Annotated in this window: 20 protein-coding genes; 12 read left to right on the forward strand and 8 right to left on the reverse strand. The window is 62.1% G+C overall.

Going from position 1 to position 24,366, the window contains the following annotated elements; genetic code table 11:
- Nucleotides 1-25: 25 nt before the first annotated feature.
- Complete coding sequence (locus YH3_RS06745; RefSeq protein ID WP_064443157.1) at nt 26-1,636, reverse strand: ABC transporter substrate-binding protein; 1,611 nt, start codon at nt 1,634-1,636, stop codon at nt 26-28.
- A 162-nt stretch (nt 1,637-1,798) separates the two neighbouring features.
- Here YH3_RS06745 and YH3_RS06750 point away from each other — a divergent pair, with 162 nt between their 5' ends.
- The 5 genes from YH3_RS06750 to YH3_RS06770 all read left to right on the forward strand — a co-directional run bounded on the left by YH3_RS06750 (nt 1,799) and on the right by YH3_RS06770 (nt 7,031).
- Nucleotides 1,799-2,959: a pyridoxal phosphate-dependent aminotransferase gene (locus YH3_RS06750; protein ID WP_037132442.1), complete on the forward strand. Its 1,161-nt coding sequence runs from the start codon at nt 1,799-1,801 to the stop codon at nt 2,957-2,959.
- Between the two features lie 64 nt (nt 2,960-3,023).
- A complete protein-coding gene (locus YH3_RS06755) occupies nt 3,024-3,629 on the forward strand; it encodes a TetR/AcrR family transcriptional regulator (protein WP_003945736.1) in 606 nt (201 codons plus the stop codon).
- A gap of 55 nt (nt 3,630-3,684) precedes the next feature.
- Nucleotides 3,685-5,106 carry an adenylosuccinate lyase gene (gene purB / locus YH3_RS06760; protein WP_003945775.1) on the forward strand — a complete coding sequence of 474 codons (1,422 nt, stop codon included), beginning with the start codon at nt 3,685-3,687 and terminating at the stop codon, nt 5,104-5,106.
- A gap of 67 nt (nt 5,107-5,173) precedes the next feature.
- Nucleotides 5,174-5,587, forward strand: coding sequence for an HIT family protein (locus YH3_RS06765; protein WP_042920316.1), 414 nt, complete (start codon nt 5,174-5,176; stop codon nt 5,585-5,587).
- Nucleotides 5,588-5,642: 55 nt separating this feature from the next.
- Nucleotides 5,643-7,031, forward strand: a complete 1,389-nt coding sequence (locus YH3_RS06770; RefSeq protein ID WP_064443483.1) for a DUF1254 domain-containing protein — start codon at nt 5,643-5,645, stop codon at nt 7,029-7,031.
- A 13-nt stretch (nt 7,032-7,044) separates the two neighbouring features.
- Here YH3_RS06770 and fes read toward each other — a convergent pair whose 3' ends face one another.
- Nucleotides 7,045-8,280 (reverse strand): enterochelin esterase, encoded by a 1,236-nt coding sequence (fes, locus tag YH3_RS06775; RefSeq protein ID WP_064443484.1) that lies wholly within the window; start codon nt 8,278-8,280, stop codon nt 7,045-7,047.
- A gap of 66 nt (nt 8,281-8,346) precedes the next feature.
- Here fes and fepB point away from each other — a divergent pair, with 66 nt between their 5' ends.
- The 3 genes from fepB (at nt 8,347) to YH3_RS06790 (ending at nt 11,426) form a co-directional block, all read left to right on the forward strand.
- The gene (fepB, locus tag YH3_RS06780) at nt 8,347-9,342 is read left to right on the forward strand and encodes a Fe2+-enterobactin ABC transporter substrate-binding protein (RefSeq protein WP_037132295.1); all 996 of its coding nucleotides are present in this window, start codon (nt 8,347-8,349) and stop codon (nt 9,340-9,342) included.
- Between the two features lie 111 nt (nt 9,343-9,453).
- On the forward strand, nt 9,454-10,767 hold the full coding sequence (locus YH3_RS06785) for a sensor histidine kinase (RefSeq protein WP_003945842.1): 1,314 nt from the start codon (nt 9,454-9,456) through the stop codon (nt 10,765-10,767).
- A complete protein-coding gene (locus YH3_RS06790; protein WP_003945911.1) occupies nt 10,764-11,426 on the forward strand; it encodes a response regulator transcription factor in 663 nt (220 codons plus the stop codon). The genes YH3_RS06785 and YH3_RS06790 overlap by 4 nt, the downstream gene beginning before the upstream one ends.
- A gap of 96 nt (nt 11,427-11,522) precedes the next feature.
- On the opposite strand, the gene YH3_RS06795 is transcribed toward YH3_RS06790, so the two are convergent.
- A complete protein-coding gene (locus tag YH3_RS06795) occupies nt 11,523-12,455 on the reverse strand; it encodes a tyrosine-protein phosphatase (protein WP_007734429.1) in 933 nt (310 codons plus the stop codon).
- 250 nt (nt 12,456-12,705) lie between these two features.
- On the opposite strand from YH3_RS06795, the gene YH3_RS06800 reads away from it, so the two are divergent.
- From YH3_RS06800 to YH3_RS06810, 3 genes are all read left to right on the forward strand, one after another.
- The gene (locus YH3_RS06800; protein WP_007734435.1) at nt 12,706-13,740 is read left to right on the forward strand and encodes an ABC transporter substrate-binding protein; all 1,035 of its coding nucleotides are present in this window, start codon (nt 12,706-12,708) and stop codon (nt 13,738-13,740) included.
- A gap of 155 nt (nt 13,741-13,895) precedes the next feature.
- The gene (locus YH3_RS06805; protein ID WP_003945463.1) at nt 13,896-14,789 is read left to right on the forward strand and encodes a phosphoribosylaminoimidazolesuccinocarboxamide synthase; all 894 of its coding nucleotides are present in this window, start codon (nt 13,896-13,898) and stop codon (nt 14,787-14,789) included.
- On the forward strand, nt 14,786-16,900 hold the full coding sequence (locus YH3_RS06810) for a S9 family peptidase (protein ID WP_007734436.1): 2,115 nt from the start codon (nt 14,786-14,788) through the stop codon (nt 16,898-16,900). The genes YH3_RS06805 and YH3_RS06810 overlap by 4 nt, the downstream gene beginning before the upstream one ends.
- A 44-nt stretch (nt 16,901-16,944) precedes the next feature.
- On the opposite strand, the gene YH3_RS06815 is transcribed toward YH3_RS06810, so the two are convergent.
- Together YH3_RS06815 and YH3_RS06820 are read right to left on the reverse strand one after the other, a co-directional pair.
- Nucleotides 16,945-17,634 carry a response regulator gene (locus tag YH3_RS06815; protein WP_003945570.1) on the reverse strand — a complete coding sequence of 230 codons (690 nt, stop codon included), beginning with the start codon at nt 17,632-17,634 and terminating at the stop codon, nt 16,945-16,947.
- Entirely contained in the window at nt 17,631-19,217 is a 1,587-nt protein-coding gene (locus tag YH3_RS06820) for a sensor histidine kinase (RefSeq protein ID WP_007734437.1), read from the reverse strand. Before YH3_RS06820 ends, YH3_RS06815 begins: the two co-directional genes overlap by 4 nt.
- Before the next feature lie 119 nt (nt 19,218-19,336).
- Here YH3_RS06820 and YH3_RS06825 point away from each other — a divergent pair, with 119 nt between their 5' ends.
- On the forward strand, nt 19,337-20,749 hold the full coding sequence (locus YH3_RS06825; RefSeq protein ID WP_007734438.1) for a C4-dicarboxylate transporter DctA: 1,413 nt from the start codon (nt 19,337-19,339) through the stop codon (nt 20,747-20,749).
- 128 nt (nt 20,750-20,877) lie between these two features.
- On the opposite strand, the gene YH3_RS06830 is transcribed toward YH3_RS06825, so the two are convergent.
- The 3 genes from YH3_RS06830 to YH3_RS06840 all read right to left on the reverse strand — a co-directional run bounded on the left by YH3_RS06830 (nt 20,878) and on the right by YH3_RS06840 (nt 24,325).
- Nucleotides 20,878-22,101, reverse strand: coding sequence for an acyl-CoA dehydrogenase family protein (locus tag YH3_RS06830; protein WP_054188015.1), 1,224 nt, complete (start codon nt 22,099-22,101; stop codon nt 20,878-20,880).
- Nucleotides 22,098-23,375 carry an acyl-CoA dehydrogenase family protein gene (locus tag YH3_RS06835; RefSeq protein ID WP_007734440.1) on the reverse strand — a complete coding sequence of 426 codons (1,278 nt, stop codon included), beginning with the start codon at nt 23,373-23,375 and terminating at the stop codon, nt 22,098-22,100. Before YH3_RS06835 ends, YH3_RS06830 begins: the two co-directional genes overlap by 4 nt.
- 125 nt (nt 23,376-23,500) lie before the next feature.
- Nucleotides 23,501-24,325: a sucrase ferredoxin gene (locus YH3_RS06840; RefSeq protein WP_232329985.1), complete on the reverse strand. Its 825-nt coding sequence runs from the start codon at nt 24,323-24,325 to the stop codon at nt 23,501-23,503.
- Nucleotides 24,326-24,366: the final 41 nt, after the last annotated feature.

Raw genomic sequence — 24,366 nt, forward strand, 5'->3', positions numbered from 1 at the left:
CAGACGTAAAGCTTTGTCTTCCGGCTTATTTCAGAACGCGAATGCCAGGGCCGGCCAGGGTGCCGCCAACGGGTGCATACAGGGCCGTTGCGCCGTTGAAGAACATGAAGTTCGGCGACGTGGACACCGGAATGACGTCGGACGAGGTGAACAGTGCTTGTTCCGCTTCTTTCCACACCGAGCAGGATTCCTGCCCGGGCAGAACCGAGGCCTTCGCCGCCAGTTCGGCGTACTTTTGATTGTCGATCGATGCGAAGTTGACACCCGACGGTGGGGTGGGGCCGGCGAAGTACGGAACGAAGATGCTGGGGGTATCGCTCTGGACGGTCAGTCCGATCGAGATCGACCATGACGTAAGGTCTTTCGCTGCGAATGTGTTGGAAATGATGAAGTTGTTGTCACCACCACGAAGCTCCACCTTCGCGCCGAGCTCCTGCCACTGCTTCATCGCGTATTCGGCTGCTGCAGAGGTGGTGTCGCGGTAGTTGGCAAAGATGACCGTCAATTGCAGCGCTTGACCGTCCTTGGTCAGGACACCGTCGGACCCGGGTTTCCAACCGGCGTCCGCAAGAGTCTTTTTCGCAGCGGCCATGTCGAACTTCGGAACTACACCGGTGACGCTGTCGAAGTCACACGCCCGCGGATCGACTACTGCCAGTGCCGTAGCTCGTGAGCCTTTGCCACCGGTGTTGATGTCCGTGTAATCGTCGAGATCGATCGCCTGCACGAGTGCGGTGCGTACCGCCTCGTCCTTGGTGGGGAGAGCCGCATTGTGGTTGAAGATGAACTGTCCGCTCAGGGTGTTGGACGTCATCGACTCGAGGCCTGAAGCTTCCACACGTTCGATATCCGCGCCGGCAACCGGGGCCGCGTTGACCGTTCCGGTGAGCACGAGATTCGCCGTCGTCGCGGCGTCGGTCACGACCTTGATCGTGACCGTCTTGGGCACTCCGAGCGTGTCCGACGTGGTTTCGCCGTTCGGCCCCCAGCTGTATCCGTCGCGGCGTTCGAGCGTGACGTGATCGTTGGCCACTACTTCGGTGATCTTGAACAGTCCGGTTCCGTTGCTGCTGCCTCGAACACTGGCAGGGTCGTCGAGGGCTGCCTGGCACGCCATCTTGAGAGCGCCGATGCGCTCGAGGAGGAAGGGCGCGGGTTCCGTTGTCTTGATCGTGAGCTCGTCACCATCAGCGGTTGCTACCGCAGTTTCGGGTACGGATGCTCCCAACCACGGCGAGCCGTTGGTCGTGTCGACGACCCAGTTGATGTTGTTTGCCGCTGTCTGGGCAGTGAAGGTCGTGCCGTCTTCACACGTGATCCCCTTTTTGAGGGTGAAGTTCAGCGAAGTTCCGTTCTCGCTCCATTTTTCGGCCAGATACGAGCCCGCTGCGCGGGTTTTGGGGTCGATGGCCAACAACGAGTCATTCGTATAGCTGTTGATCGCCTGCGTGGCAGTCAGATTGGTGATCAGGGGATGAAGGTTGCCGGGATCGGTGTTCACGATCGTGGTGAAACTGCCGTCCTTCGCGTAGTCGCCGGAAGAATTGCCGCCAGGATCAGAGGTGCTTCCGCACGAGGCAACCGTGAGAACGCCGATCGTGACCAGAGCCGCAGTGGGCACTGAGCGAGCTTTCATCTGATGCACCTTTTGATCGAAGGAAGTCGTTGATCAATGTTGCGCGAGGGACGTGGCCCAGGTCTCGTTGAATCGACTCATGCTGAGCGCCTGAATCTGTCGGATCGTCACAATGGGTGGTCGTCGTTTCTTGCCGCACCACGGTTCGACTACCGTCGGAGTGTGCGCTCAGAATCTCGTCGATCAGATATCCAGACCTTCCATGTCATGGATGTATGGAAGGCCGCGACCGAACGTCAGCGGACACATGGTGACGTCCTGACCTTGGCGGCAGGTCAACCGTCGACGCCCGCGCCGGCACCGGTGCTACGTGCGACGCGAGAGATTCTGGGCACCGAACTACTCGGGTATACCGAGACTTTCGGGATCCTGCAGCTACGCGAGGCTATTGCGCGCTACCACAGCGAGCGATCGGGAATCGCCGTCGACGCCGAAGACGTGGTGGTGACGACCGGTTCGTCCGGGGCGTTCACCTTGCTCTTCCTGGCCGCGTTCGACGAGGGCGACACCGTGGTGGTTGCTCGACCCGGATATCCCGCGTACCGCAATACCCTTGCCGCTCTCGGCTGCAACGTCGTCGAACTCGACTGCGGGCCGGCAACTCGATACCAGCCGACAGTGGAAATGCTCGAGGCTTTGCCGTCGCCGCCTGCCGGTCTGATCGTCGCGAGCCCGGCAAATCCCACGGGCACGGTGATCTCGCCCGAGGAGCTCGCTGCATTGGCGACGTGGTGCGAGCAGCACGGAACTCTTCTGATCTCGGACGAGATCTACCACGGCATCGGATACGGCGATCAGCACACGTCGAGCGCCTGGGAGACCTCACGCGAATCCGTCGTGATCGGCTCGGTGTCCAAGTACTTCTCGATGACGGGTTGGCGACTCGGGTGGATGTTGGTGCCGACCTATCTTCGGCGCCCGCTGCAGAGACTCGCGTCGAACATGACCGTGTGTCCGCCCGCGATCTCTCAGTACGCCGCCGTCGAGGCGTTCTCGGACGAGGCGAAGGTCGAGTTGGACGGGCACGTTCAGCGGTACGCCGTCAATCGTGAACTGTTGTTGACCGGGTTGCCGAAACTGGGCATCACCGAGTTGGCTCCCGCCGACGGTGCGTTCTACGTCTACGCGGACATCGGCCATCTGTGTGGCGACGAGGGCGCCACCGCGTGGTGTGCCCGGTTGCTGACAGATACCGGGGTCGCGCTGGCACCTGGAATCGATTTCGACACCGTCCACGGAAACCGGATGGTCAGACTCTCGTTCGCAGGTGCGACAGCCGACATCCAGGAGGCACTGGCCCGCCTCGAGAAGTGGCTCGGGTAACAAACAGCAGGGTCTTCGAGCTGTTTCGCCATGCGGAGGTGCCCTCTGCTGGCACGATGTCGTGGTGTCTTCTGCAGCTACGCCCAAGGGCGAACGACGTCGCCAAGCTCTGGTGGCGTCCGCTGCTGAACTTTTGCTGGAGGGCGGGTTCGACGCCGTTCGTCACCGAGCGGTGGCAACCAGAGCTGACCTTCCACTGGCTTCGACGACCTATTACTTCGACTCACTCGACGATCTGATCGCGTGTGCCGTCGAGCTCAACGGCAACGCCGACATGGAAGCGATGCGCGCCAGAGTGGCTGCGGTGACCCAACGTCGGCGGGGCGCGGAATCAACCGTCGAACTGTTGGTCGAGCTGCTGCTCGGAGACGAAGAGAAGCGGCCGGAGAGCCGCGAGCGTTTGATCTCGCGCTACGAACGATTCGTCGCGTGTGCCCGTCATCCCGCACTTCGTGACGTGCAGTTGCGCCTACGAGCCCAGCTCGACGACCTGTTGACCGATGCGCTTCGACGCTCGGGCCGGTCGGCTCCCGAGGGGCAATTGCGCCGTCTTGTCGCGATGGTCGACGGTGCGATGATCACGGCTCTGGGGGAGTACGACCCGGACCCACGGGGGTTGGCCAGGGGAATGCTCTTGGAATCGATCGACGTGATGGCGCCGCCGGTCTAGCTCGGTCTCTATCGGGGGTAACGGCACTGCTTGGCCCCCGTTAGACTGAGGCCTCGTGAGCCGCATCCCGAATGTCCTTGCCAACCGCTACGCCAGCCCGGAGCTCGTTGCTCTGTGGTCTCCCGAGTACAAGATCGTGCTCGAGCGTCAATTGTGGGTGGCGGTGTTGCGTGCGCAGGCAGAGCTGGGCATCGACATTCCGGCCGACGCCATCGACGACTACGAGCGTGTCATCGACAACGTCGACCTCGAGTCCATCGCGGACCGCGAGCGGGTCACCCGCCACGACGTGAAGGCACGCATCGAGGAATTCAACGCACTTGCCGGGCACGAGCAGGTCCACAAGGGCATGACCAGCCGCGACCTCACCGAGAACGTCGAGCAGCTGCAGATCGTGCGTTCTCTCGAACACGTCTACAACCACGGCATCGCCGTCGCCGCCCGTCTGGGTGAGCGCGCTGCCGAGTACTCGTCCATCGTTATGGCCGGCCGCTCGCACAACGTCGCAGCTCAGGCCACCACCTTGGGCAAGCGTTTCGCTTCGGCCGCCGACGAGCTGCTGGTTGCACTGACGCGTCTGCGCCAGCTGATCGACCGGTACCCGCTGCGCGGGATCAAGGGCCCGATGGGGACCGCTCAGGACATGCTCGACCTCCTCGACGGCGATGCGGCCAAGCTCGAGCAGCTCGAAGCGAAGGTTGCGGAGCACCTCGGATTCGCTCACGTGTTGACCAGCGTCGGCCAGGTGTACCCGCGTTCCCTCGACCACGACGTCATCTCCGCGCTCGTCCAGGTCGGCGCGGGCCCGTCGTCGTTTGCACACACGATCCGCCTGATGGCCGGCCACGAGTTGGTCACCGAAGGCTTCCAGCCCGGCCAGGTCGGCAGCTCGGCGATGCCGCACAAGATGAACACCCGCTCGTGCGAGCGAGTCAACGGACTTCAGGTGATCCTGCGCGGATACGGCTCCATGGCAGCCGAGCTTGCGGGTGCACAGTGGAACGAGGGCGACGTCTTCTGCTCCGTCGTGCGCCGCGTCGCGCTCCCGGACGCGTTCTTTGCGATCGACGGCATGTTCGAGACCTTCCTGACCGTGCTGATCGAGATGGGCGCGTACCCGGCCGTCATCGAGAAGGAACTGACCAGGTATCTGCCGTTCCTCGCCACGACGCGCGTGCTCATGGCCGCCGTCCGCGCCGGCGTCGGACGCGAGACCGCACACGAGGCGATCAAGGAGAATGCCGTCGCAGTTGCGCTGGCGATGCGTGAAGAGGGCAAGGAGCCCGACCTGCTCGATCGCCTTGCCGCCGACGACCGTTTGCCGCTCGACCGCGTTGCACTCGACGAGGCCCTGGCCGACAAGGCTGCTTTTGTCGGTGCTGCTTCGGCTCAGGTCGATGCCGTTGTCGCCGAGGTGCAGAAACTTGTCGACGCCAACCCCGAAGCTGCGGCGTACGCGCCGTCGCCGATTCTGTAAGGGCTACGCCCCCGTGCGCCTTTTCGGTGGTCACCACTACCGAAAAGGCGCACAGGGGCCGGAGACCATGGACTGCATCTTCTGTTCCATCATCGCCGGTGAGGCCGAGGCCAGCGTCGTCTACGACGACGCGAATGTCCTTGCCTTCATGGATATTCGGCCGTTCACATCCGGCCATCTCCTGGTCGTGCCGAAGCGCCACGCCAGTGGATTGTCCACGCTCGATCCCGACGACGGTGCCAGGATCTTCGCCGTCGCGCAGAAGATCGCCGCGGCGATGCGTACCGGATCTCTCCCCGTCGACGGAGTGAATCTGCACCTTTCCGACGGAGCTGTTGCGGGGCAGGAAGTTTTCCATGTTCATCTGCATGTCATTCCGCGAAATCGCGGCGACGGCTTCGGCCTGCGCGCCCTACCTCGCACGCCCAATCGGACAATCCTCGACAGCACGGCTGCCGTCATTCGAGGCGCACTGAACTAGAGGTTCACCCGGTGTGGGTGATTCGCGCCGAGGTTTCTCCCAGCATCATCTGGGTATGGCCGACATCGAACTGACGTATTCCTGCGGACTTGTCCCGAGGGACGGAGAGCTTCCCGCTCGCGAAACCATCGCAACGGTCTTCGACGAGCTCGACTTCCAAACAGCAGTGCAGGCGTACTTGTGGGCCATACCCATCGTGTCCTGGGCTCAGTGGATGGACGTGCATACCAACATCTTCGGAGCAACTGCCTCCGATATCGTCGTCTACCGCTCATATCGTGACCGACTAGGCCTGATCACCGCCAACGCGACGACTCCGTACATCTTGAACTTTTTCGATCTCGGTGCAACGGGGCCGTTGGTGATCGAATTGCCGCCAGGGCCGACCGCCGGGGGCATCGCAGATTTCTGGCAACGAGAATTCGCGGTGCTCGGTGAGATGGGCCCCGATGCAGGCAAGGGTGGCAAGACCCTGGTAGTCGGCCCAGGTCAGAGTGTCGAGGACACAGGTGATTACACCGTTGTCCACTCCCCGATGATGCACATCATGTTCGGCTTCCGCACGCTCGATCCCGACCCGGCGCGCTCGGACGCGTTGGTCGACGCCGTCCGGGTGTACCCGTACTCCGATCGTGAGAATCCGACTCCGACGCGTCTGGTCTCACCGGACGGCAAGCCCTGGAGCGGAATTCAGCCGCGAGACCTTCGATACTGGGAACTCCTGCACGACATCGTGCAGGACGAACCTGTCGAAGAGCGCGACCGCTTCCCGATGGCGTGGCTTCGGCAGCTGGGGATTGAGAAGGGCAAGCCCTTCGCCCCGGATGATCGAGTGAGAAAGATCTTGCGACGGGCCGTCGAAGTGGGGGAGGTGTTCGCCCAGGCGAATGCGTTCGTCAAACGCTTCCCCGGTTCGCGCTACTGGCCGGATCGCCAGTGGGACTTGGCGATTGTCCTGGACAACTCAGCTCAGCGAGGGGACAACTACGACGAGTTCTACGAACGCGCGTCGTGGTTCTACGAGGCGGTCACCTTCTCCGAGGCGATGAAGAGTACGACGCCCGGACTCGGGCAGGCATATCTGGGTAGCTACGCCGACGCCGAGGGCCACTGGTTGGACGGAGGAAAGAGTTACACACTCCACGTACCCGCCGATGTCCCAGCAAAGTTGTTCTGGTCCGCGACGGTCTACTCGGTCGACACACGCTGCCTTGTCGACAACGAGCAGGGCCGAGGTGACCGTGGCTCGCGAGATCCCGATCTTGTTGTCAACGAGGACGGTTCGGTGGATCTCTACTACGGACCTACAGCTCCGGTAGGGAAGGAACCCAATTGGGTTCAGACCATTGCGGGTCAGCACTGGTTCTCGTACTTCCGCTTCTACGGACCGCTCGAACCATATTTCGATCGGACTTGGAAGCTTGGTGACATCGAGCCGGCCTAGAGCGTGGTCTGTCTCACGGACTGCCGATCAGTTCGACAACGGAGTCCAGAAGGACACTGCGCCAGCACAACCAGTCGTGGCCGCCGTCGAAGATCCGACACGATACTTGCGCTCCTGCGGCCTTCAGTGCCTGTGCGACCGCTGCGCTGTGCCCGACCATGTCGGACTCGTGCTTACCTACTTCGAGGACAACGCGTAAACCGTCCGGCACGCCATCGCGCTCGATGCGCGCGGCTATGTCTCCACCCGGCGGACCATCCTCGCCGCGCTTCAAGCCTGTCGGCCACCAGAATGAACCGGACCCGCTGGCGACCAGCGCGAAGTGTTCGGGGAATTCGAGTGCTGCGAACATCGAAGCCAGGCCGCCGAAACTCTGTCCCGAGACCACCGTTCGCGTTCGATCAGACGAGAAGGGTGCGACGGCGCGCACCTGCGGAAGTAGTTCGTCGACGACTGCACTCCAGTAGTCGCGGTTGCACGGCAATTCCTGCGAACGGCGTTGATTGTCAACGGAATCGATGGCAAGCAGAACGCAGGATTTCAGTTTGCCGGTCTGGACCGCACGATCGAAGGCGGCGCCTGCCGGCATGACCTCGGCCCAGTGGCGCCCGTCGAGAAGTATCACGAGCGGCCGTTCTTCGAGCGGTGTCAATCCGTCGTCCACGGTCTCGTAGATCCACACCGGCCGCTCGACGTCCAAAGTCGAACTAGCCCAGGTGAGCTGTACCGACTTCCTGAAAACTGGAGCATCCCAACCGAACTGGACCGGCGCCAAGGGCATCTCGGCGACGGAACGCCTTGTGTCCACACCTGCGGAAAGCGGATTGAGTGGGTCGGCAATTCGGTGCTCGAGCAACCCCAACCAGCGGGTGCGGCGGGTCGAGTCTTCCTTGCCTGCTCCCGGATAGTCGAACTCGTCGACTACGGACTTCGGTACCGGGATGATGCTGTAACTGCTACGCCAGGTGTTCGAGACTTCGGCGGTGTAGAACCACACCGGACTGTCGCCGAGTCGCTGCATCACGCTGAGTTGTTCTGCGTGATGGTCGGTCAGCGAATTTGCATCCAGGTAAACGCGCTCGACCTCGGTCTCCTCGGGCTGACGCCAGAGGAACGTAACTCGAACAGTCTGTGTATCAATGCTTTCGATGATCGGCGTTCCTTGTTGCACTATCCGATTCCAGGACGTCTCGATGTCGGGCGAGGCTGCGAGGGTAGCGGACAATTCGGTCACCGCCTGAGTTAGCATGAGCACAGCCTAACCTAATTTGATGGGCTTTTGAATTCGAGGAGTGGTCCGCCAGTGGGCGTCACAATGAAAAAATCACGCACCCTGAAGGTGCTCTCCGCAGTCTTGGTAGCAGGGTTCGCCCTCGTCGGTTGTAGTTCTGCGGATGCCGATTCCGATGCTGACTCAGCTGCATCGCAGGGTAATTGGCCGCGTACCGTGGAAACGCCGAAGGGGCCGGTGGAGATCACGTCGAAGCCGGAGAGGATCGTCTCGACCAGTGTGACGCTGACGGGCACGCTGTTGTCGATCGACGCTCCGGTGGTGGCTACCGCATCGACGGGACCGAACACCGACGTCTCGGATGCGCAGGGGTTGTTCACACAGTGGGGCGACATAGCAGAAGAACGCGGACTTGCAGTGTTGCCGATGGGCGGTGCGAACGCGGAATCCGTTCTGGCGCAGAACCCGGACCTGATCGTCGTCTCGGCAACTGGAGGTGACTCCGTCGTCGATCTGTACGAACAGTTCACGGCCATCGCGCCGACAATCGTGGTGGACTACGGCGGAAGTAGTTGGCAGGAAGTCGCCGCTGTGCTGGGTAAGGCGACAGGTCTCGAAGACAACGCGGCGGCCACGGTCGCGAAGTTCGACAGCGCAGTAGAGGCCGCGAAGGCCAAGATCACACTTCCCCCGCAGCCGACCACCGCGCTCGTCTACTACGAGGACGGCAGCGGCGCCAATATCTGGACGCACGAGTCCGGGCAGGCGAAGTTGCTCACGGCGATGGGTTTCACGGTCGCCGACATTCCCGAGTCCGCGAAGAGCAGTGAATCCATGGGTAAGCGCAAGGACATCATTCAGGTCTCGGCGGAGAACCTCTACGACGGTATCGCGGGCAACACCCTGATCCTGGTCAGCGCCGACGACGGTGCGGTGAAAGCGGTCGAGGCACTTCCCCTGTTGGCCCAGCATCCTGCAATTCGTGACCACCATGTCTATGCCGTGGGTCTGGACACCTTCCGTCTCGACTACTACAGCGCAACCAACATGGTGAACCGGTTGGTCGAGCAGTTCAGCTGAGCCATAAGTACTAGGCCTTTCACTTTCAACTAGTGCTTTGGTAGGAGCCGGGAATCGAACATTCCCTTCACGTTCGCCGAATGTGGGACCAAGTGGTGCGCGCATGCCACCATGAACGTCAATCATCGGATGCGGAATGGGGAGTGGATGTTCGACTCGGCTGGTCAGAATGCCCCGGGGCAAGCCCTGGCATCGCGAGGGTGGGGACGTTTCAACCTGAACAACCCGGCCACGGCGGCCGTGATCGTCGGCCTGCTGAGTGTGCCGTGGGTGTTCGGTCTCGCCAGTCTCAAGACTGAACCCGAGACGAGCAATCGAGTGCTGAGCGATCCGGGAACCGTCGTCGGCATCATGGGTTTCCTGACGGTGTTGACCGTTGTGGCGTGTGCGCGCCGGCGGTACCCGATCGCGTACTACCTCCTGACGTTGGCAGGATCCGGCGGATTGATGCTCTTCCTCGGCAGTCGATCGCTGGGGGCCACGCCGCTTTTCTGGTTCGCGATCATGGCAGTGTCCATCCGAGTGACAGGCATGCGCCTGGTCGGACTGCTGGTCCTCGGAATGGCGATGGACGTGATCTTGGCGATGTATCTCACCGAACGGGACGGGCTGACGGTCGCCGAGGTTCAGGTGGGGGAGTTGCCTCACTTGTTCCTCGAACCGGCGGCAAACACCGTCACGAGTTTCCTGGTCGTCGCAGCCATGGGAAAGATTGTCGCGCGCCTGCGAAAACAAGCAGTGGAGAACAGTCAGGCAGTAGCGGATCTGCACCGGGACCGCGAACGCAAGATCGCGAATGCCGTTGTCGCCGAACGGCAGGACATGGCACGTGAACTGCACGACGTCGCTGCCCACCACATGACCGGCATGATCATCCAGGCTCGTGCCGCCGACAAGTTCTTCTCGAGCAATCCCGAACAAGCACAAGCCCTTCTGGGGGGCGTCATCGAGCAGGGTCAGCGGGCCCTCAACAGCTTGCGGCAGATCGTGGGGATACTTCGCCTGGGTGAGGAAGACCCCGATTTCCCGACGCCCATGGTCTCCGACATCGACGAGTTGGTGGACGACTGCAAGCGCACCATCTCGTCGATCTCGTTGGAGAAGGTCGGCCGCTTCGACGACCTGGACAGCGGAGTCCAGTTGACGTGTTACCGCATCGTGCAGGAGGCGTTGTCGAACGTCCTTCGCCATGCGCCGGGTAGCGAGTCCAAGGTGTGTCTGAGTCGAGAAGCCGGTGCGGTGAGGGTACGGGTGGTCAATACTCTCGGGAATGCTCGCCCGGCCTCCGACGGGCAAAACCTCGGAATTGTGGGAATGCGCGAACGCGCGACGCTCATGGGTGGTCAACTGGACGCCGGACCGAATTCGGAAGGTGAGTGGGCTGTGCAGGCACTGGTGCCGGTGAACGGGAGGATCAACGCATGATCGATGTCCTTATTGCAGACGACCAGCAGGTGGTACGGCAGGGGTTCGAGCTGTTTCTCTCCGGTCACCCCGAGATTCGCGTCGTCGGGCATGCCAAGACGGGAGTCGAGGCGTACGAGCAGGTGCGTGCACTGCGTCCGGACGTCGTGCTGATGGATATCCGAATGCCGCACGGCGACGGGTTGACTGCGACTCGGGAGGTCCTTGCCGAGTTTCCCGGGACCCGCGTCATCGTGATCACCACGTTCGATCTCGACGAGTACGTTTTCGAGGCGCTCGACAGCGGTGCCGCAGGGTTCTTGCTCAAAGACGCCGATCCCGAAGAGCTCTCGTCGGCAGTGTTGACCGTGGCCGAAGGTGGTTCGGTGCTCTCGCCGAGATTGACGTCGAGACTGATCGTGGAGTTCGCGAGGCGCAAGCCGGCACCGATGTCCACGGCGCGCTCCGGATCGGATCACGGTCTCAGTGCGCGTGAGATGGATGTGGTGCAGTTGCTGTCACAAGGCTTGGGAAACAACGACATCGCAGATTCCCTCAGCCTCGAACAGAGCACGGTGAAGTCGCACATCAGCAACATCTGCAAGAAGCTGCAGGTGCGTACCCGTGTGCAGATCGTCATCTGGGCGTACCGAAACAACGTGATCGCCGTATCGCGCTGACGCACGGGACGCTGCGGCGCATCCGCCGCGGCACGGGCAGAGAAGTACACGTGCCCCGGGTCCGATCCCTCGTCGAACCCGGGGCATCCGTGCCACTCAGCCCAGCAGTTTGGCTTTGAGCGTCATGACAGTCGCCGGGCTCAGACCCAGGCCCTCGGTCAGGTACCGATCGACCGACCCGTAGGTCTGGTCCAACTGGGCGAGACCGGCATCGAGATAGCTTGCCTCGACACCCAACAGGGGCTCCATGTTGACGGCCATCTGTTCGCCCAGGCTCGCCGCGATGCCCGCGCGCGTGGCCTTCATGCCTTCGGCTGTGTACTCGTTGGTCAGCAAGTAGTCGTTCATGATCACCGAGCGGTCGACACCGGCGATACTCAGCAGCAGAAACGACGTCCAGCCGGTGCGGTCTTTGCCTGCGGTGCAGTGGAAGACCTGTGCACCTTCGGTTTCCGCGAGACCCGTGAGCAACTGCGCGAACCCGGCTCGCTCCGTCGCTCCGGTGACGAAGGCGCGGTTCATGTCCTGCATCATCGATCGTGAGTCCTCGGGGGACTTGATCTTCGCGATCATCTCGGCGATGTTCCCGGACAGGATCGGAATGTTCTCGTACGCAACCCCGTCGGGCAAGACATCGGGCTTACTGGCGATCTCGGGTTCAGTGCGCAGATCGTAAACCTTTGTCAGTCCCAGCTTTTCGAGATTGCTCATGTCATCGCCCTTGGGCGTGATCGCGTTCGCGCGGTAGAAGACTCCCTTGTTCACGGGCAGGCCGAAAGTCCCCGAGTATCCGGCGCCGGTGCCTGCGACGTCGCGGAAATTGTCGATCCCGGTCAGCCGCGGCGCATCTGGGGTCTGCTCGGAACTGCCGAGGTTGCTGGATCCGAAATCCAGCGAGCCGAACAGCGGAGCCGAGGGGCCAGGTTCGGCCTGCGCGATCGAGGCGCCGAAACCGGTGATGAGAAAGCTACTGGTCAACGCAATGGCCGCGGCAGACCGTAGTGAGCAGGTACGGGTGGATCGGGACATGTGTGAGCCCTTCGTCGAGCGGAGAGAGTGGCGAGTCGATGAGGTATCGCGAAGGCAAGGTAGCGAGTTCGCGTGTCCGATTCGAGAGGAATCTTGCTTTGCTCCCTCTCAGTGGGAGGCGTGCTGCTGTGAGCGTGGGCGGCTCGGGAGGCGCAGTTCATTCCTCGGGAGCTGTGTTTGTGTAAAGGTCCAGTGCCCTGATATTGGTTAGCCTCACCAAATCAATTCCGGAGCAGTCCGGTGCGTTCAGATGGAGTTCAACATGCGGGTTCAAGGTCTGTCGCGGTTTCGCCGTGCAGTGGTGATCGGCGCAGCAGCTGCGCTGGCGGTCGGCGTCGCCGGCTGTAGCAACTCCGAGGAGGCGTCGTCCGAATCGTCGACGACAGCCGCGAGCTCGCCGACCCGTGTCTTCGAGGCACAGAACGGATCCATCGAGATCCCGAGCGACCCGCAACGGATCGTGGCCTGCGGATACGCAGTTCTGCCGCTGATTCAGGCGGGAGCGAACCTGGCAGCAGTATGTGAGTGGACCCGTGAACTCGGCAACATGGACGACAAGACCAAGGCCGCTTACGAAGCTCTGCCGAAGGTCGCACCCGACGGCAACGTCTCCCAGCTCAACTACGAGGGAATCGTCGCTGCCGAGCCCGATCTGATCATCATGGGCGTTCCCGCTCGAGTCGAAAGCCAGCTGGACATGGCGCAGCTCGAGGCGGCCGCTCCCGTCGTCTTCCTGGGACCGACGGTTCCTGCTGATTGGCGAGTGCTGGGCGAGCAGTTCGCCGATGCCGCGAATGTCTCCGACACCTACGGCGAGTTCAAGGACGACTACGACGCCAAAACCGCCGAACTGGCCGCGAAGTACAAGGACAAGCTCGGCTCGTTGACCTTCGGCGGCGTGTGCAACGTCTGCAAGCCGGAGGCCGGCACCTTCTCACGCGAGTACGCGTCTTCGTACACGACCAATCTCTTCGACGGACTCGGACTGCAGTTCCCCGGCACCCCCGCAGACCCCGCCGACATCCACGTCGAACAGGTATCCATCGAGAAGATCGGCGAAAATCTCGGAAATGTCGACGTGATCGTCTACGGCCTCAACGCCGACGGCTCGATGTCTCCGCAGTTGCAGGAGCTGGTCAATTCCGAGCTGTGGAAGGAATTGCCCGCAGTGAAGGCCGGCAACGTCGTCCAGGTCCAGCATTCGCTGGCCGCGACCTATCAGACGGCTCTTCTGACGCTGGATTCGATCGACGAGGGCCTGTCGAAGCTGCCCGCAAACCAGTAGTTCATCGACTGTGACGGTGGCCTCTCGCCTGCTGGCGAGGGGCCACCTGCATATCCGGATGAGCAGGGCGGACAGCTCTCCGATCGGCGAGGACGCTTACCTGTCCCGGCTACCGGGGTTCTGTACGAACTGCGAACGCCCGATAGGGTGACCGGGTGCGTCCTACACTTGATTCCTACACTCATCTGGCCGGTGGCAAGGTCCGTGACCTTTACACGATCGACGACGAGCATCTGCTGCTTGTCGCGAGTGATCGGATCTCGGCCTACGACCACGTGCTCAGCACGCCGATCCCGGACAAGGGTCGCGTGCTCACCGCGATGAGCGTGTTCTTCTTCAACGTCCTCGGTGGCACCAACCACCTGGCCGGCGAGCCCGACGACGATCGCATCCCGGAAGAGGTTCTCGGCCGCGCTCTCGTGGTGCGCTCCCTCGACATGGTTCCCGTCGAATGCGTCGTTCGTGGCTTCCTCACCGGCTCCGGCTTGGTCGACTACAACAACACCGGCGCAGTGTGCGGCGTCGCGTTGCCCGAGGGCCTCGTCGAGGCCTCGCGTCTGCCCGACCCGATCTTCACCCCGGCGTCCAAGGCGGCTCTCGGGGATCACGACGAGAACATCAGCTTCGATCAGGTAGTGGAGAAGGTCGGCCAGAAGCTGGCAGTGCAGCTTCGCGAGGACACTCTCGACGTCTATGCCCGCGCCTCCAACTTCGCAGCCGATCGCGGAATCATCCTTGCCGACACCAAGCTCGAATTCGGTCTCGACTCCGCTGGAAACCTCGTGCTCGCCGACGAGGTGCTCACCCCCGACTCGTCGCGCTACTGGCCTCTCGAAGGCTACGAAGCGGGCAAGGTGCAGCCCAGTTTCGACAAGCAGTTCGTGCGCGACTGGCTCACGAGCCCTGAATCCGGCTGGGACCGTAGCTCGGACACGACACCGCCGCCGTTGCCGCAGGAGATCGTCGACGCGACCCGTGCACGCTACATCGAGGCGTACGAGCGCATTTCCGGTCTGTCCTTCGACGATTGGGTCGGTCCCAGCGCATGAGCCTGATCCCGCCGGTCGCAAAGAAGGTCCCCACCGAACGTACCCATCACGGACACACGTTCGTCGATGACTACGAGTGGCTGCGGGACAAGGACAACGCCGAGGTAGTCGCATACCTCGAAGCCGAAAACGCGTACACCGACGAGCAGACGGCCGCGCTCGAGCCGTTGCGCGAGAAGATCTTCCAGGAGATCAAGTCGCGGACGCAGGAAACCGACATGTCGGTGCCCACTCGCATGGGTAAGTGGTGGTACTACTCGCGCAGCGTGGAAGGCAAGTCGTACACCGTCCAGTGCCGGTGCCCCATCGCCGGTGAAGACGACTGGACTCCGCCCGACCTGACGCCCGGCGTCGAGCTGGCCGACGAGCAGATCCTCATGGACGGCAACGTCGAAGCCGAAGGGCACGAGTTCTTTTCGCTCGGCGCGTTCTCCATCAGCGAGGACGGCACGTTGCTCGCGTACTCGGTGGACATCGTCGGCGACGAGCGGTACACCTTGCGGTTCAAGAACCTCGAGACCGGTGAGATGCTCGCCGACGAGATTCCCGATACCGCGCCTGGCGCCACCTGGGCGATCGACCACAGTCACGTCTTCTACATGACGGTCGACGACTCCTGGCGTCCGGACACGGTGTGGCGTCACAAGCTGGGAACGCCGCAGAGTCAAGATGTTTCGGTGTTCCACGAGCCCGACGAACGGTACTGGGTTTCGGTGGGGTCCACCCGCAGCGAGAAGTACCTGATGATCTGGGTCGGTTCCAAGGTGACCAGCGAAGGCTGGATGCTGGAATCGGCGAACCCGGAAGGCGACTTCCGCGTCATCATCCCGCGTCGCGAGGGCGTCGAGTACGGGGCCGAGCACGCCGTGATCGGGGGAGAGGACCGCTTCCTGATCCTCCACAACGACGTCGTCGACGGCATCAAGGCAGAGAACTTCGTGTTGGTGGAAGCTCCCGTGTCGGATCCGATGAACATGACGACGCTGATCGAGCACAGCGCAGACGTTCGTCTGGAAGAAGCCGAAGCCTTTGCCGGACACCTCGTCCTGAGCTACCGACGCGAGGCGCTCACTCGGGTTGCCGTGTGGCCGTTGACGGATGACGGCTACGGCGAACGCCACGAGATCGACTTCGACGAAGAACTCTTCAGCATCGGCATGGGGTCCAACCCGGAATGGGCGCAGCCCACCATCCGGCTCGGATTCACCTCATTCATCACTCCCGGGCAGGTGTACGACTACTACGTCGCCAGTGGTGAACTGGCACTGCGTAAGTCGCAGCCCGTTCTCGGAGACTTCGATGCGAGTAACTACGAGCAGCGTCGCGACTGGGCAGTAGCCGACGACGGAACCCGCATTCCGCTCTCGATCGTGAGGCGCGTAGGTGCGCCGGAAGGTCCCGCGCCGCTGCTGTTGTACGGCTACGGTTCCTACGAGGCGAGCATCGACCCGTCGTTCTCGGTTGCCCGCTTGTCGTTGCTCGATCGCGGTGTCGTCTTCGTCGTCGCACACGTGCGCGGCGGCGGCGAGATGGGCCGTCACTGGTACGAAAACGGCAAGACGCTCACCAAGAAGAACACCTTCACCGATTTTGTCTCTTGCGCAAAGCATTTGATCGACACCGGTGTCACGTCGGCCGACCGGATGGTTGCCGACGGCGGTAGTGCAGGTGGATTGCTGATGGGCGCTGTCGCCAACATCGCTCCGGAACTGTTTGCCGGCATTCTCGCCAACGTTCCGTTTGTCGACCCGTTGACGTCGATTCTCGATCCGTCGCTGCCGTTGACGGTCATCGAGTGGGACGAATGGGGAGATCCGCTGCACAACAAGGACGTCTACGACTACATGCGCTCGTACAGCCCGTACGAGAACGTGGAAGCCAAGGACTATCCCGCCATTCTTGCGATCACGAGCATCAACGACACCCGTGTTCTGTACGTGGAGCCGGCCAAGTGGGTCGCAAAACTGCGCGCCACCAAGACCGGTGATGCTCCGCTACTTCTCAAGACCGAGATGAGCGCCGGACACGGCGGTGTCAGCGGTCGGTACGAGAAGTGGAAAGAGGTCGCGTTCGAGTTCGCCTGGGTGTTGGACACCGTGGGCGCGAACTAGCTTCTGTGTCAATCAGGTTCGGTGACTGTCAGGTTCTGTGTCAATCAGGTTCTGCGGTAACGAACCTGAGGGCGCCCAGCGCGCCCGTACTCGGTCTCCCGGGTGAGCATGCCGTCGTCTGCCAGCTTTTCCAGGTAGCGCCAGGCTGTCACCCGGGACACGCCGACCGATGCTGCCACCTCTGCAGCGGTCACGGGTCCCTCAGAATCCCGGACAGACGCTGCGACGAGTCCGAGTGTTTGAGACGCAAAGCCTTTCGGTGCCGCTGCTCGATCGTCGGACGTTCGTAGCGCGGACATCGCGCGGTCGATGTCGTGTTGACTGACCGCAGACTCTCCAGCGGGAAGCGCTGCACGATATTCGAGGTAGCGCTCGAGCTTGTCGCGGAATGCTGCGAAAGTGAACGGCTTGAGAAGATAGAGGACGATCCCGCGAGCCACGGCGCTTCGGACCACCTCCAGATCGCGCGCCGAGGTAACCGCGATGATGTCCGGACTGGGCCGCAAACCGCCCAGGGCGGAAGCCACGTCGAGACCGCTGGCGTCGGGCAACCCGATGTCGAGCAGGACCAGGTCGATGGGCTGGTCGGTGGCGTTGGCCGCCGTAACTGCACGCACGGCGGCGTTCCCGGAATGAACCACGCCGTGGACCACGAATTCCGGCACACGCTCGACGTACGAACGGTGCGCCTGGGCGATCAACGGTTCGTCGTCGACTATCAGCACACGGATCATCGCGGTGCTTCCGCCTCGCGCAGCGGGATACGGACAACCAGCATGGAGCCCATCGCCGGCTCGCTGGTGAGCGTGCCGCCGTGCCGTTTCACCACTTGAGAGACCAGTGCGAGACCGAGTCCGCGAGAGCCGGATTTTGTGGAGTAGCCACGGCCCTTGGCCTTTTCGAGTGCTTCGGGTGTCATTCCCGGGCCGCTGTCGGCGACGGCAACAACCATCATCGAATCCTCTTCCATTACCGTCACTTCCACCCACGGAGACTCGCTCGCGCGCGATGCGTCAATAGCATTGTCCACGAGATTGCCGACCAGCGTGACCAACTCGCGTGCATTGAGCGAAGGAACCGGACCGAGCGCGGTGTCTTCGGTGATGGTCAGGTCGACCCCGCGTTCGGCCGCTTCACTCATTTTCCCGAGCAGCAGTGCGGCGAGCGCCGGCTCGTGGACCGCATTCATCAGACGATCTATCAACTGTTGGGACACTCGCAATTCATTGGTGGCGAAGGCCACTGCGTCTTCGTTCCGGCCCAACTCGACCATCGTGATGATCGTGTGCAGACGATTTGCACTCTCGTGGGCTTGCGATCGAAGCGACTCGGCAAAACTGCGTACCGAATCCAATTCCCCGAGTACGTTCTGCAATTCGGTGTGATCGCGAATTGTCAGCACGGTGCCAATTCTGTTGCCCTCCCACTCAACCGGGTGTTGGTTGACCACCAGCACACGCTTGTCGGTGAGGTGCACTTGATCCTTCGCGGGAGAGGCGTCGTCGACTCGCATGGTCTCGGGGATGGACGAAAGTGGCACGGGCCCGTCCGGTAGATCGAGGAGGCGACGCGCTTCGTCGTTGACGATATCCACTCGCGCATCTCTGCTTCGGCCTCGCCCGATCACCACCAGACCCTCACCGATGCTGTGCAGGACGGCGTCGTGGTGTTCGTACATGGTGCGCAGTTCATCCGGCGCCATCCCCAGGGTCTGTCGCCGGATACGCCGACTCACCAGAAGTGAACTCAGGAGGGCGGCAAGAAGACCGCCGCCGGCAACGAACAGGATGACCGGAACACTTTGGGCGAACTGCTTGCTGATCTGCTCGCGGGTGACACCGGCAGAAACCAGACCGACCAAGGTTCCGCCGGAATCGTAGACAGGAGTGACTGCGCGGATCGACGGCCCCAGCGACCCGGCGTACGTCTCTGTGAAGGTCACGCCGGCAAGTGCGCGGTCGATGTTCCCGGTGAAGAGTTGACCGATCAGCTCCGGGCTCGTGTGGGTGAACCGAGTGCGATCAGGCGCCATCACCACGATGAAATCGACGCCGGTTGCCTGTCGGATCTTCTCGGTCTGTGGTTGCAGAATCGCGGTCGGGTCCGGACTCGTCAGGGCTGCCGCCGTCGAATCCGACAGGGCGAGAGTCTGCGCTATCGAGCTCACCTGCCTGCGGATCGCGTCGTCGCTGTCTCGGCGTTCGTCGACAACTGCGAGCGCGGCTCCCACACCGATGACCAGCGCCAACAACGCCAATTGCAGGAGCAGGATCTGCCTGGCGACGCTCATACGTCGGCCGGTCTTTCGTTCGACCATCGAGCGCCTCCTGAACGTAATGAACACAAACTTCCGGGCCCACCTGTTTGCAACAAGAATTCTCCACGACTCGAAGTGATCCCGATCACTTCACAGATATCCGATCCAAAGGACACCCCATGAGCAGCACGGCAACAGGGACAGTAGACGGTTCCCCACAGCCCGAGGGCACCAAGGCAAAGCGCGACAAGACGCATTGGCTCTACATGAGCGTCATCGTCGCGGTCATCGGAGGCATCCTCGTCGGTTGGCTCGCACCCGAGTTCGGTAAGTCCGTCGGTGTACTCGGCACGTTGTTCGTCAGCCTGATCAAGATGATGATCAGCCCGGTCATCTTCTGCACCATCGTGCTCGGCATCGGCTCGGTTCGAGCGGCGGCCAAGGTCGGCAAGGTCGGCGGCCTCGCACTCGCCTACTTCATCGGGATGTCCACCATCGCACTCGCGATCGGCCTGGGCGTCGGCAACCTGCTCAACCCGGGCAGTGGCCTGAACATCACGCCCAATGCGGCCTCCGTGGCCAAGCTTGCAGATCAGGCCCACAGCGCGGGCGGTACCTGGGACTTCATCGCGTCCATCATTCCGACGTCGATGCTGTCCTCCCTCACAGCCGGTAGCGTGCTGCAGACTCTGTTCGTCGCCCTTCTGGTCGGCTTCGCGATCCAGTCGCTCGGCAAGTCGGGTGAACCGATCCTCAAGGCCGTCGGATACATCCAGAAGCTCGTGTTCAAGATCCTGACGATGATCCTCTGGCTCGCCCCGATCGGTGCTTTCGGTGCCATCGCCAGCGTCGTCGGCCAGACCGGTTTGAACGCCGTCGTCCAGCTCGGCACGCTGATGATCGGCTTCTACCTGACCTGCCTGATTTTCGTCTTCGGTGTTCTCGGAACGCTGCTGCGCGCCGTCACCGGATTCAACATCTTCAAGCTGGTCAAGTACTTGGCCCGTGAGTACCTGCTCATCTTCGCCACGTCGTCCTCCGAATCGGCACTGCCGCGTCTGATCGCCAAGATGGAGCACGTAGGCGTCGAGCGCACCACGGTGGGCATCGTCGTTCCCACGGGCTACTCGTTCAATCTCGACGGCACCGCGATCTACCTGACGATGGCCTCGATCTTCATCGCCGACGCCATGGGACAGCCACTCGGTTTCGGTGAACAGCTCTCGCTGCTGGTGTTCATGATCATCGCCTCCAAGGGCGCTGCCGGAGTCAGCGGCGCCGGTCTGGCCACGCTGGCAGGCGGACTGCAGAGCCATCGCCCCGAGCTTCTCGACGGCGTCGGACTCATCGTCGGAATCGACCGCTTCATGTCGGAAGCGCGAGCGATCACCAACTTCTCGGGCAATGCGGTTGCGACTCTCCTGGTCGGCGCCTGGACCAAGACGATCGACAAGGAACGCGTCGTCGAGGTACTCGACGGGAAGATTCCGTTCAACGAAGCCACGATGCTCGACGACGAGGACGAAGAAGAGCAGCACAAGCTCGAAACGGCTCCGACCGGCACCAAACAGTCGTTCGTGAGCCATCACTAGAAACGTCCGCTCTGCTGAACGTTTGACTGCGCTGCAGGCGCGGAACCCGATCTACGATCAGTGATCCTGGTCGTAACGATGAAAGAGACCGCCGCACCAACCGTGCGACGGTCTTTTTCTGTTCGTGGCTAGGTGTACCAGGTCGGTTCGGGAATCTCGCCGGTCAGAAAACGACTACCGACTTCACGGCGCTTGTACGCGAGCGGATCGTGAAGGGTATGCGTCCGGATGTTGCGCCAGTAGATGTCCAGGCCGACGTCGTTGGACGTGGCTCTGGCACCGGTCAGTTCGAAGATCTTGTTGCTGATCTCCAAGGAGACGTCGGCGGCGCGAAGTTTTGCGGCCGCAATGCGTACGGCGAGGTCGCCGCGAGCCTGCTCGGTGAGGTTTTCGCGAGCGTCGTGGAGCACGGCGTCGGCCTCACGGCTGACCTGGTCCACGAAGGCCTCCGCTGCCCACAGCTTGGATTGCAAGTCGCCGTAGCCCTCACGGAGGTACCACTCGTCGGTTGCGATTTCGCGGTTGTCACCGCCGTACGGCCATGGACGCGTACGGGTTCGGGTGTACTCGGCGGCAGTGTCCAGTGCGCCACGAGCGATCCCGAGGTAGAAGTTGGCGAACACGATCTCGATCGCCGGGAAGTTCAGGGTGTTGTAGACCAGAGGTTGGAATTCCTTGTCGACAAAGCCTGCCGCACTTGCCCAGTCGACCTCGACGTCGTTGATCTCGACACTGCCGGAATCGGTGAGGCGCTGCCCGAGATTGTCCCAATCACCGCGGAAGACTATGCCGTCCTGAGCAGTCGGCACGATTGCGAACACATGCGTCGCAGTTCCGTCGATGATTCCTTCGAGCACCGTGAGGTCGGTGACTCGGCCGCCGGTGGAAAACGACTTCACACCGTTGAACACCAGGGTGTCTCCGCGGTCCGCGACGGTGAGGTCGGTGTCTCGAGGGTTGACCGCGCCGCCGAAGAAGAATCGGTTGCTCGTGTACAGCTCCTCGACAGCGGAGATCTGCGGATCTGTTCCGACCAATCTGGCTGCCCATGCCCACAGGTAGTGGTATCCGAGCAGTTGTCCGATGGAGCCGTCGGCGCGGGCGATCTCCCGAACCACCTTGTAGGCGGTCTCCCATCGCTGCCCGCCGCCGCCGAACTCGACCGGGCCCAGGAGCGTCACAAGACCACTGTCCTTGAGCAGCTGAACTTCTCGGAACGGTGGTTCGCCGGCTCGGTCGCGGGCGAGTGCGTCGGCGGCAAGGATGTTGCTCACCTCGCGAGCCCGGTCGATCCAGCCCTCGGATGTGTCGGGAACGCCGACGAAGACTTCGGTTTCACTGGTCACGGTCATGCCTGTTCATCCTTTTCGGTCGGTGCGGTCCCGATGGCCCACACGTAAATCGGTTCGGTTCCGTTGATTTCGTAGTCGCCGACAACTTTGGATTTGAAGACGACCGGATTGTGGCTGGCGACGGTGCGGGCGTTGCGCCAGAATCGATCGAGATCGAGGTCGCGGCTGACTCCGGAAGCACCGAGTGCGTCGAAGATCTTGGCCGTGGCCGGCACGACGAGTCCGATCGAGGCGACTTGCCCTCGCCCCGAATCGATTTCGGCTGCGATGTTGGCGGCCTTCTCTTCCTCCGGCGAGCCGGAGAATGCGGCTTCGTAAGCCCATTGGGACGACTGTGCTGCGTGCAGTGCAACGGCCTCGGCTGCAAAGGCTGCAGAGGACACCTCGCCGACAACTTGCTGGATCTGCGAATCCTGCGCGTATCTCGGAGCGTTGCCGTGACTGAAGGTTCGAGTGCGAGAGGCAACTCGACGAGAGATCTCGATCGTAGCAGCCTTGGCGATGCCGGCGAGAGTGGCGAGGTGGAACAATTGGTAGAACGCGGTCTGGTATTTGAATCGTGTCGAGAAGTCGAAGATGTTCTCCGGCTGTACAATTGCGTTCTCGTAGACGGACGAACCGGAGCCAGTCGTCTGCTGGCCGAACCCGTTCCAATCGTCACTGTGTGTGACACCGGGTTGTCTCGCCTCGACCGCCGCGATCACGAATGCGCCGGTGTCGGTGCGCTGCGAGTACAGGTCGATCCAGTCGGCGAAGATGGAACCCGTGCTGTAGAACTTTGCCCCGTTCGCCAGGAAATGGTCGGCATCGGGTGCGGGCGAGACCTTGGTGTTGGCTTCGCCCAATGCAACGTCGCCGATTTCGGTCCACGCGTTGCCGACTAACTGTCCCTCCGCAAAGCGTCGGAGCCAGATGTCACGCTCCGGGCCTGGGTCGGCGACCAGTCGGTCTTCGACAAATGCGAAATGTCCGCGCAGGGCCTGGGTGATATTGGAATCGGCGCTCGACAGCTCGACTAGTAAGCGGATCAATTGCGGGATGCTCGCACCGGATCCACCGTGTGTTGTCGGCACCCGAACGGCGCCGAAGCCTGCATTCTTGAGTGCGTCGATCTGTTGGAAGGGAAGTACGTGATCGCGTTCGCGTTCGACGACGCCTTGTGCGATGTCCGCGAAGATCGGACGGAATTTCTCTGCCAGTGTTTCGTAGTCGACCTCACTTTTGATCGGATCAGCAGACCGGGGTACGGCATTCGGCGTCAGTGCGGTGGTCATGGGAAGAATGCAAGCTGTAAACACCAGGGGCGTCGATCCTTCATCGCGACCTGATTCGAAGTGTTGTCAGTCCGCGCAAATCTCGGTTCGATGGCCTGCCGGGCACTCTTGTCGAAATCGAGTGGTCAGTGGGGTTGCTCGTGAACGTGCTCGACGGTCCATCCGCTCCATTCGACGGTCCCTCCGGCACCACAATCATGTCGGAACGGCAGCCCTGGAGGACCGGAGCGAACGACGACGCGAAAGTCTCTCCCCTCCAACCGAAGATCGACAGTCGTGTGTTCTCCGTCGACACTCTCGCTGATGCTCTCGAGTGCGTCCGTGGCGACGATGTCGGTGGCGCGTCGGACAGCATGTTCGGCTGCCTGAGCGGCCTGTGACAGTGCCGCCCGGCCGCGCAGGTGCAGCAGCTCCAATTCTCCGGCTAGGTATTTCTCGGCAGCATCGATTGCGGAGTTGCCGTCCAGTCGGCTGAAATAGACTGCGGCAGGCCACGCAATCATGTTGGCCGCGAAACGATCTCCGCCGATGTGACTGCATTCCCACACATCTGCGATCTGTGCCGCGTTCAGCGCCGAAACGACCGGGCGGCCGAGTTCCGCGCAGCACGCATCCTTCTTTCCATGCGTGCAGACTGCGAAGAGCGGTTCCGTGCGGGAGCGGCCGAAGTCGGGTTCCGCTCCGGTGGCCATCGATTCGAACGGCAGTACCGACAGGTCCTCGTATCGGTCGACCGCCCCTTCCCGCATCCATTGGCGTGTGCCGTCCGTCCAGGCGAGTACACACGTCGGGGTGAGCACCCGGCGGTTGCGGGTCCGCCGGATCACCACGACACGGATACGGCCCTGCGCTGCGTAGATCTTTTCGGTGAGCGCGACGGGGAGAACGTCGTCAGGGGCGGACGCCGGCCAGGGGCCGGGATGCTCGATCAATACCCACAGATGTGTCATTCCGGCGCGACCGACCATAGGTTCGCCGGCGGTCGACGACT

It is taken from the genome of Rhodococcus sp. YH3-3 (assembly GCF_001653035.1).
Taxonomy (GTDB): Bacteria; Actinomycetota; Actinomycetes; order Mycobacteriales; family Mycobacteriaceae; genus Rhodococcus_F; species Rhodococcus_F qingshengii.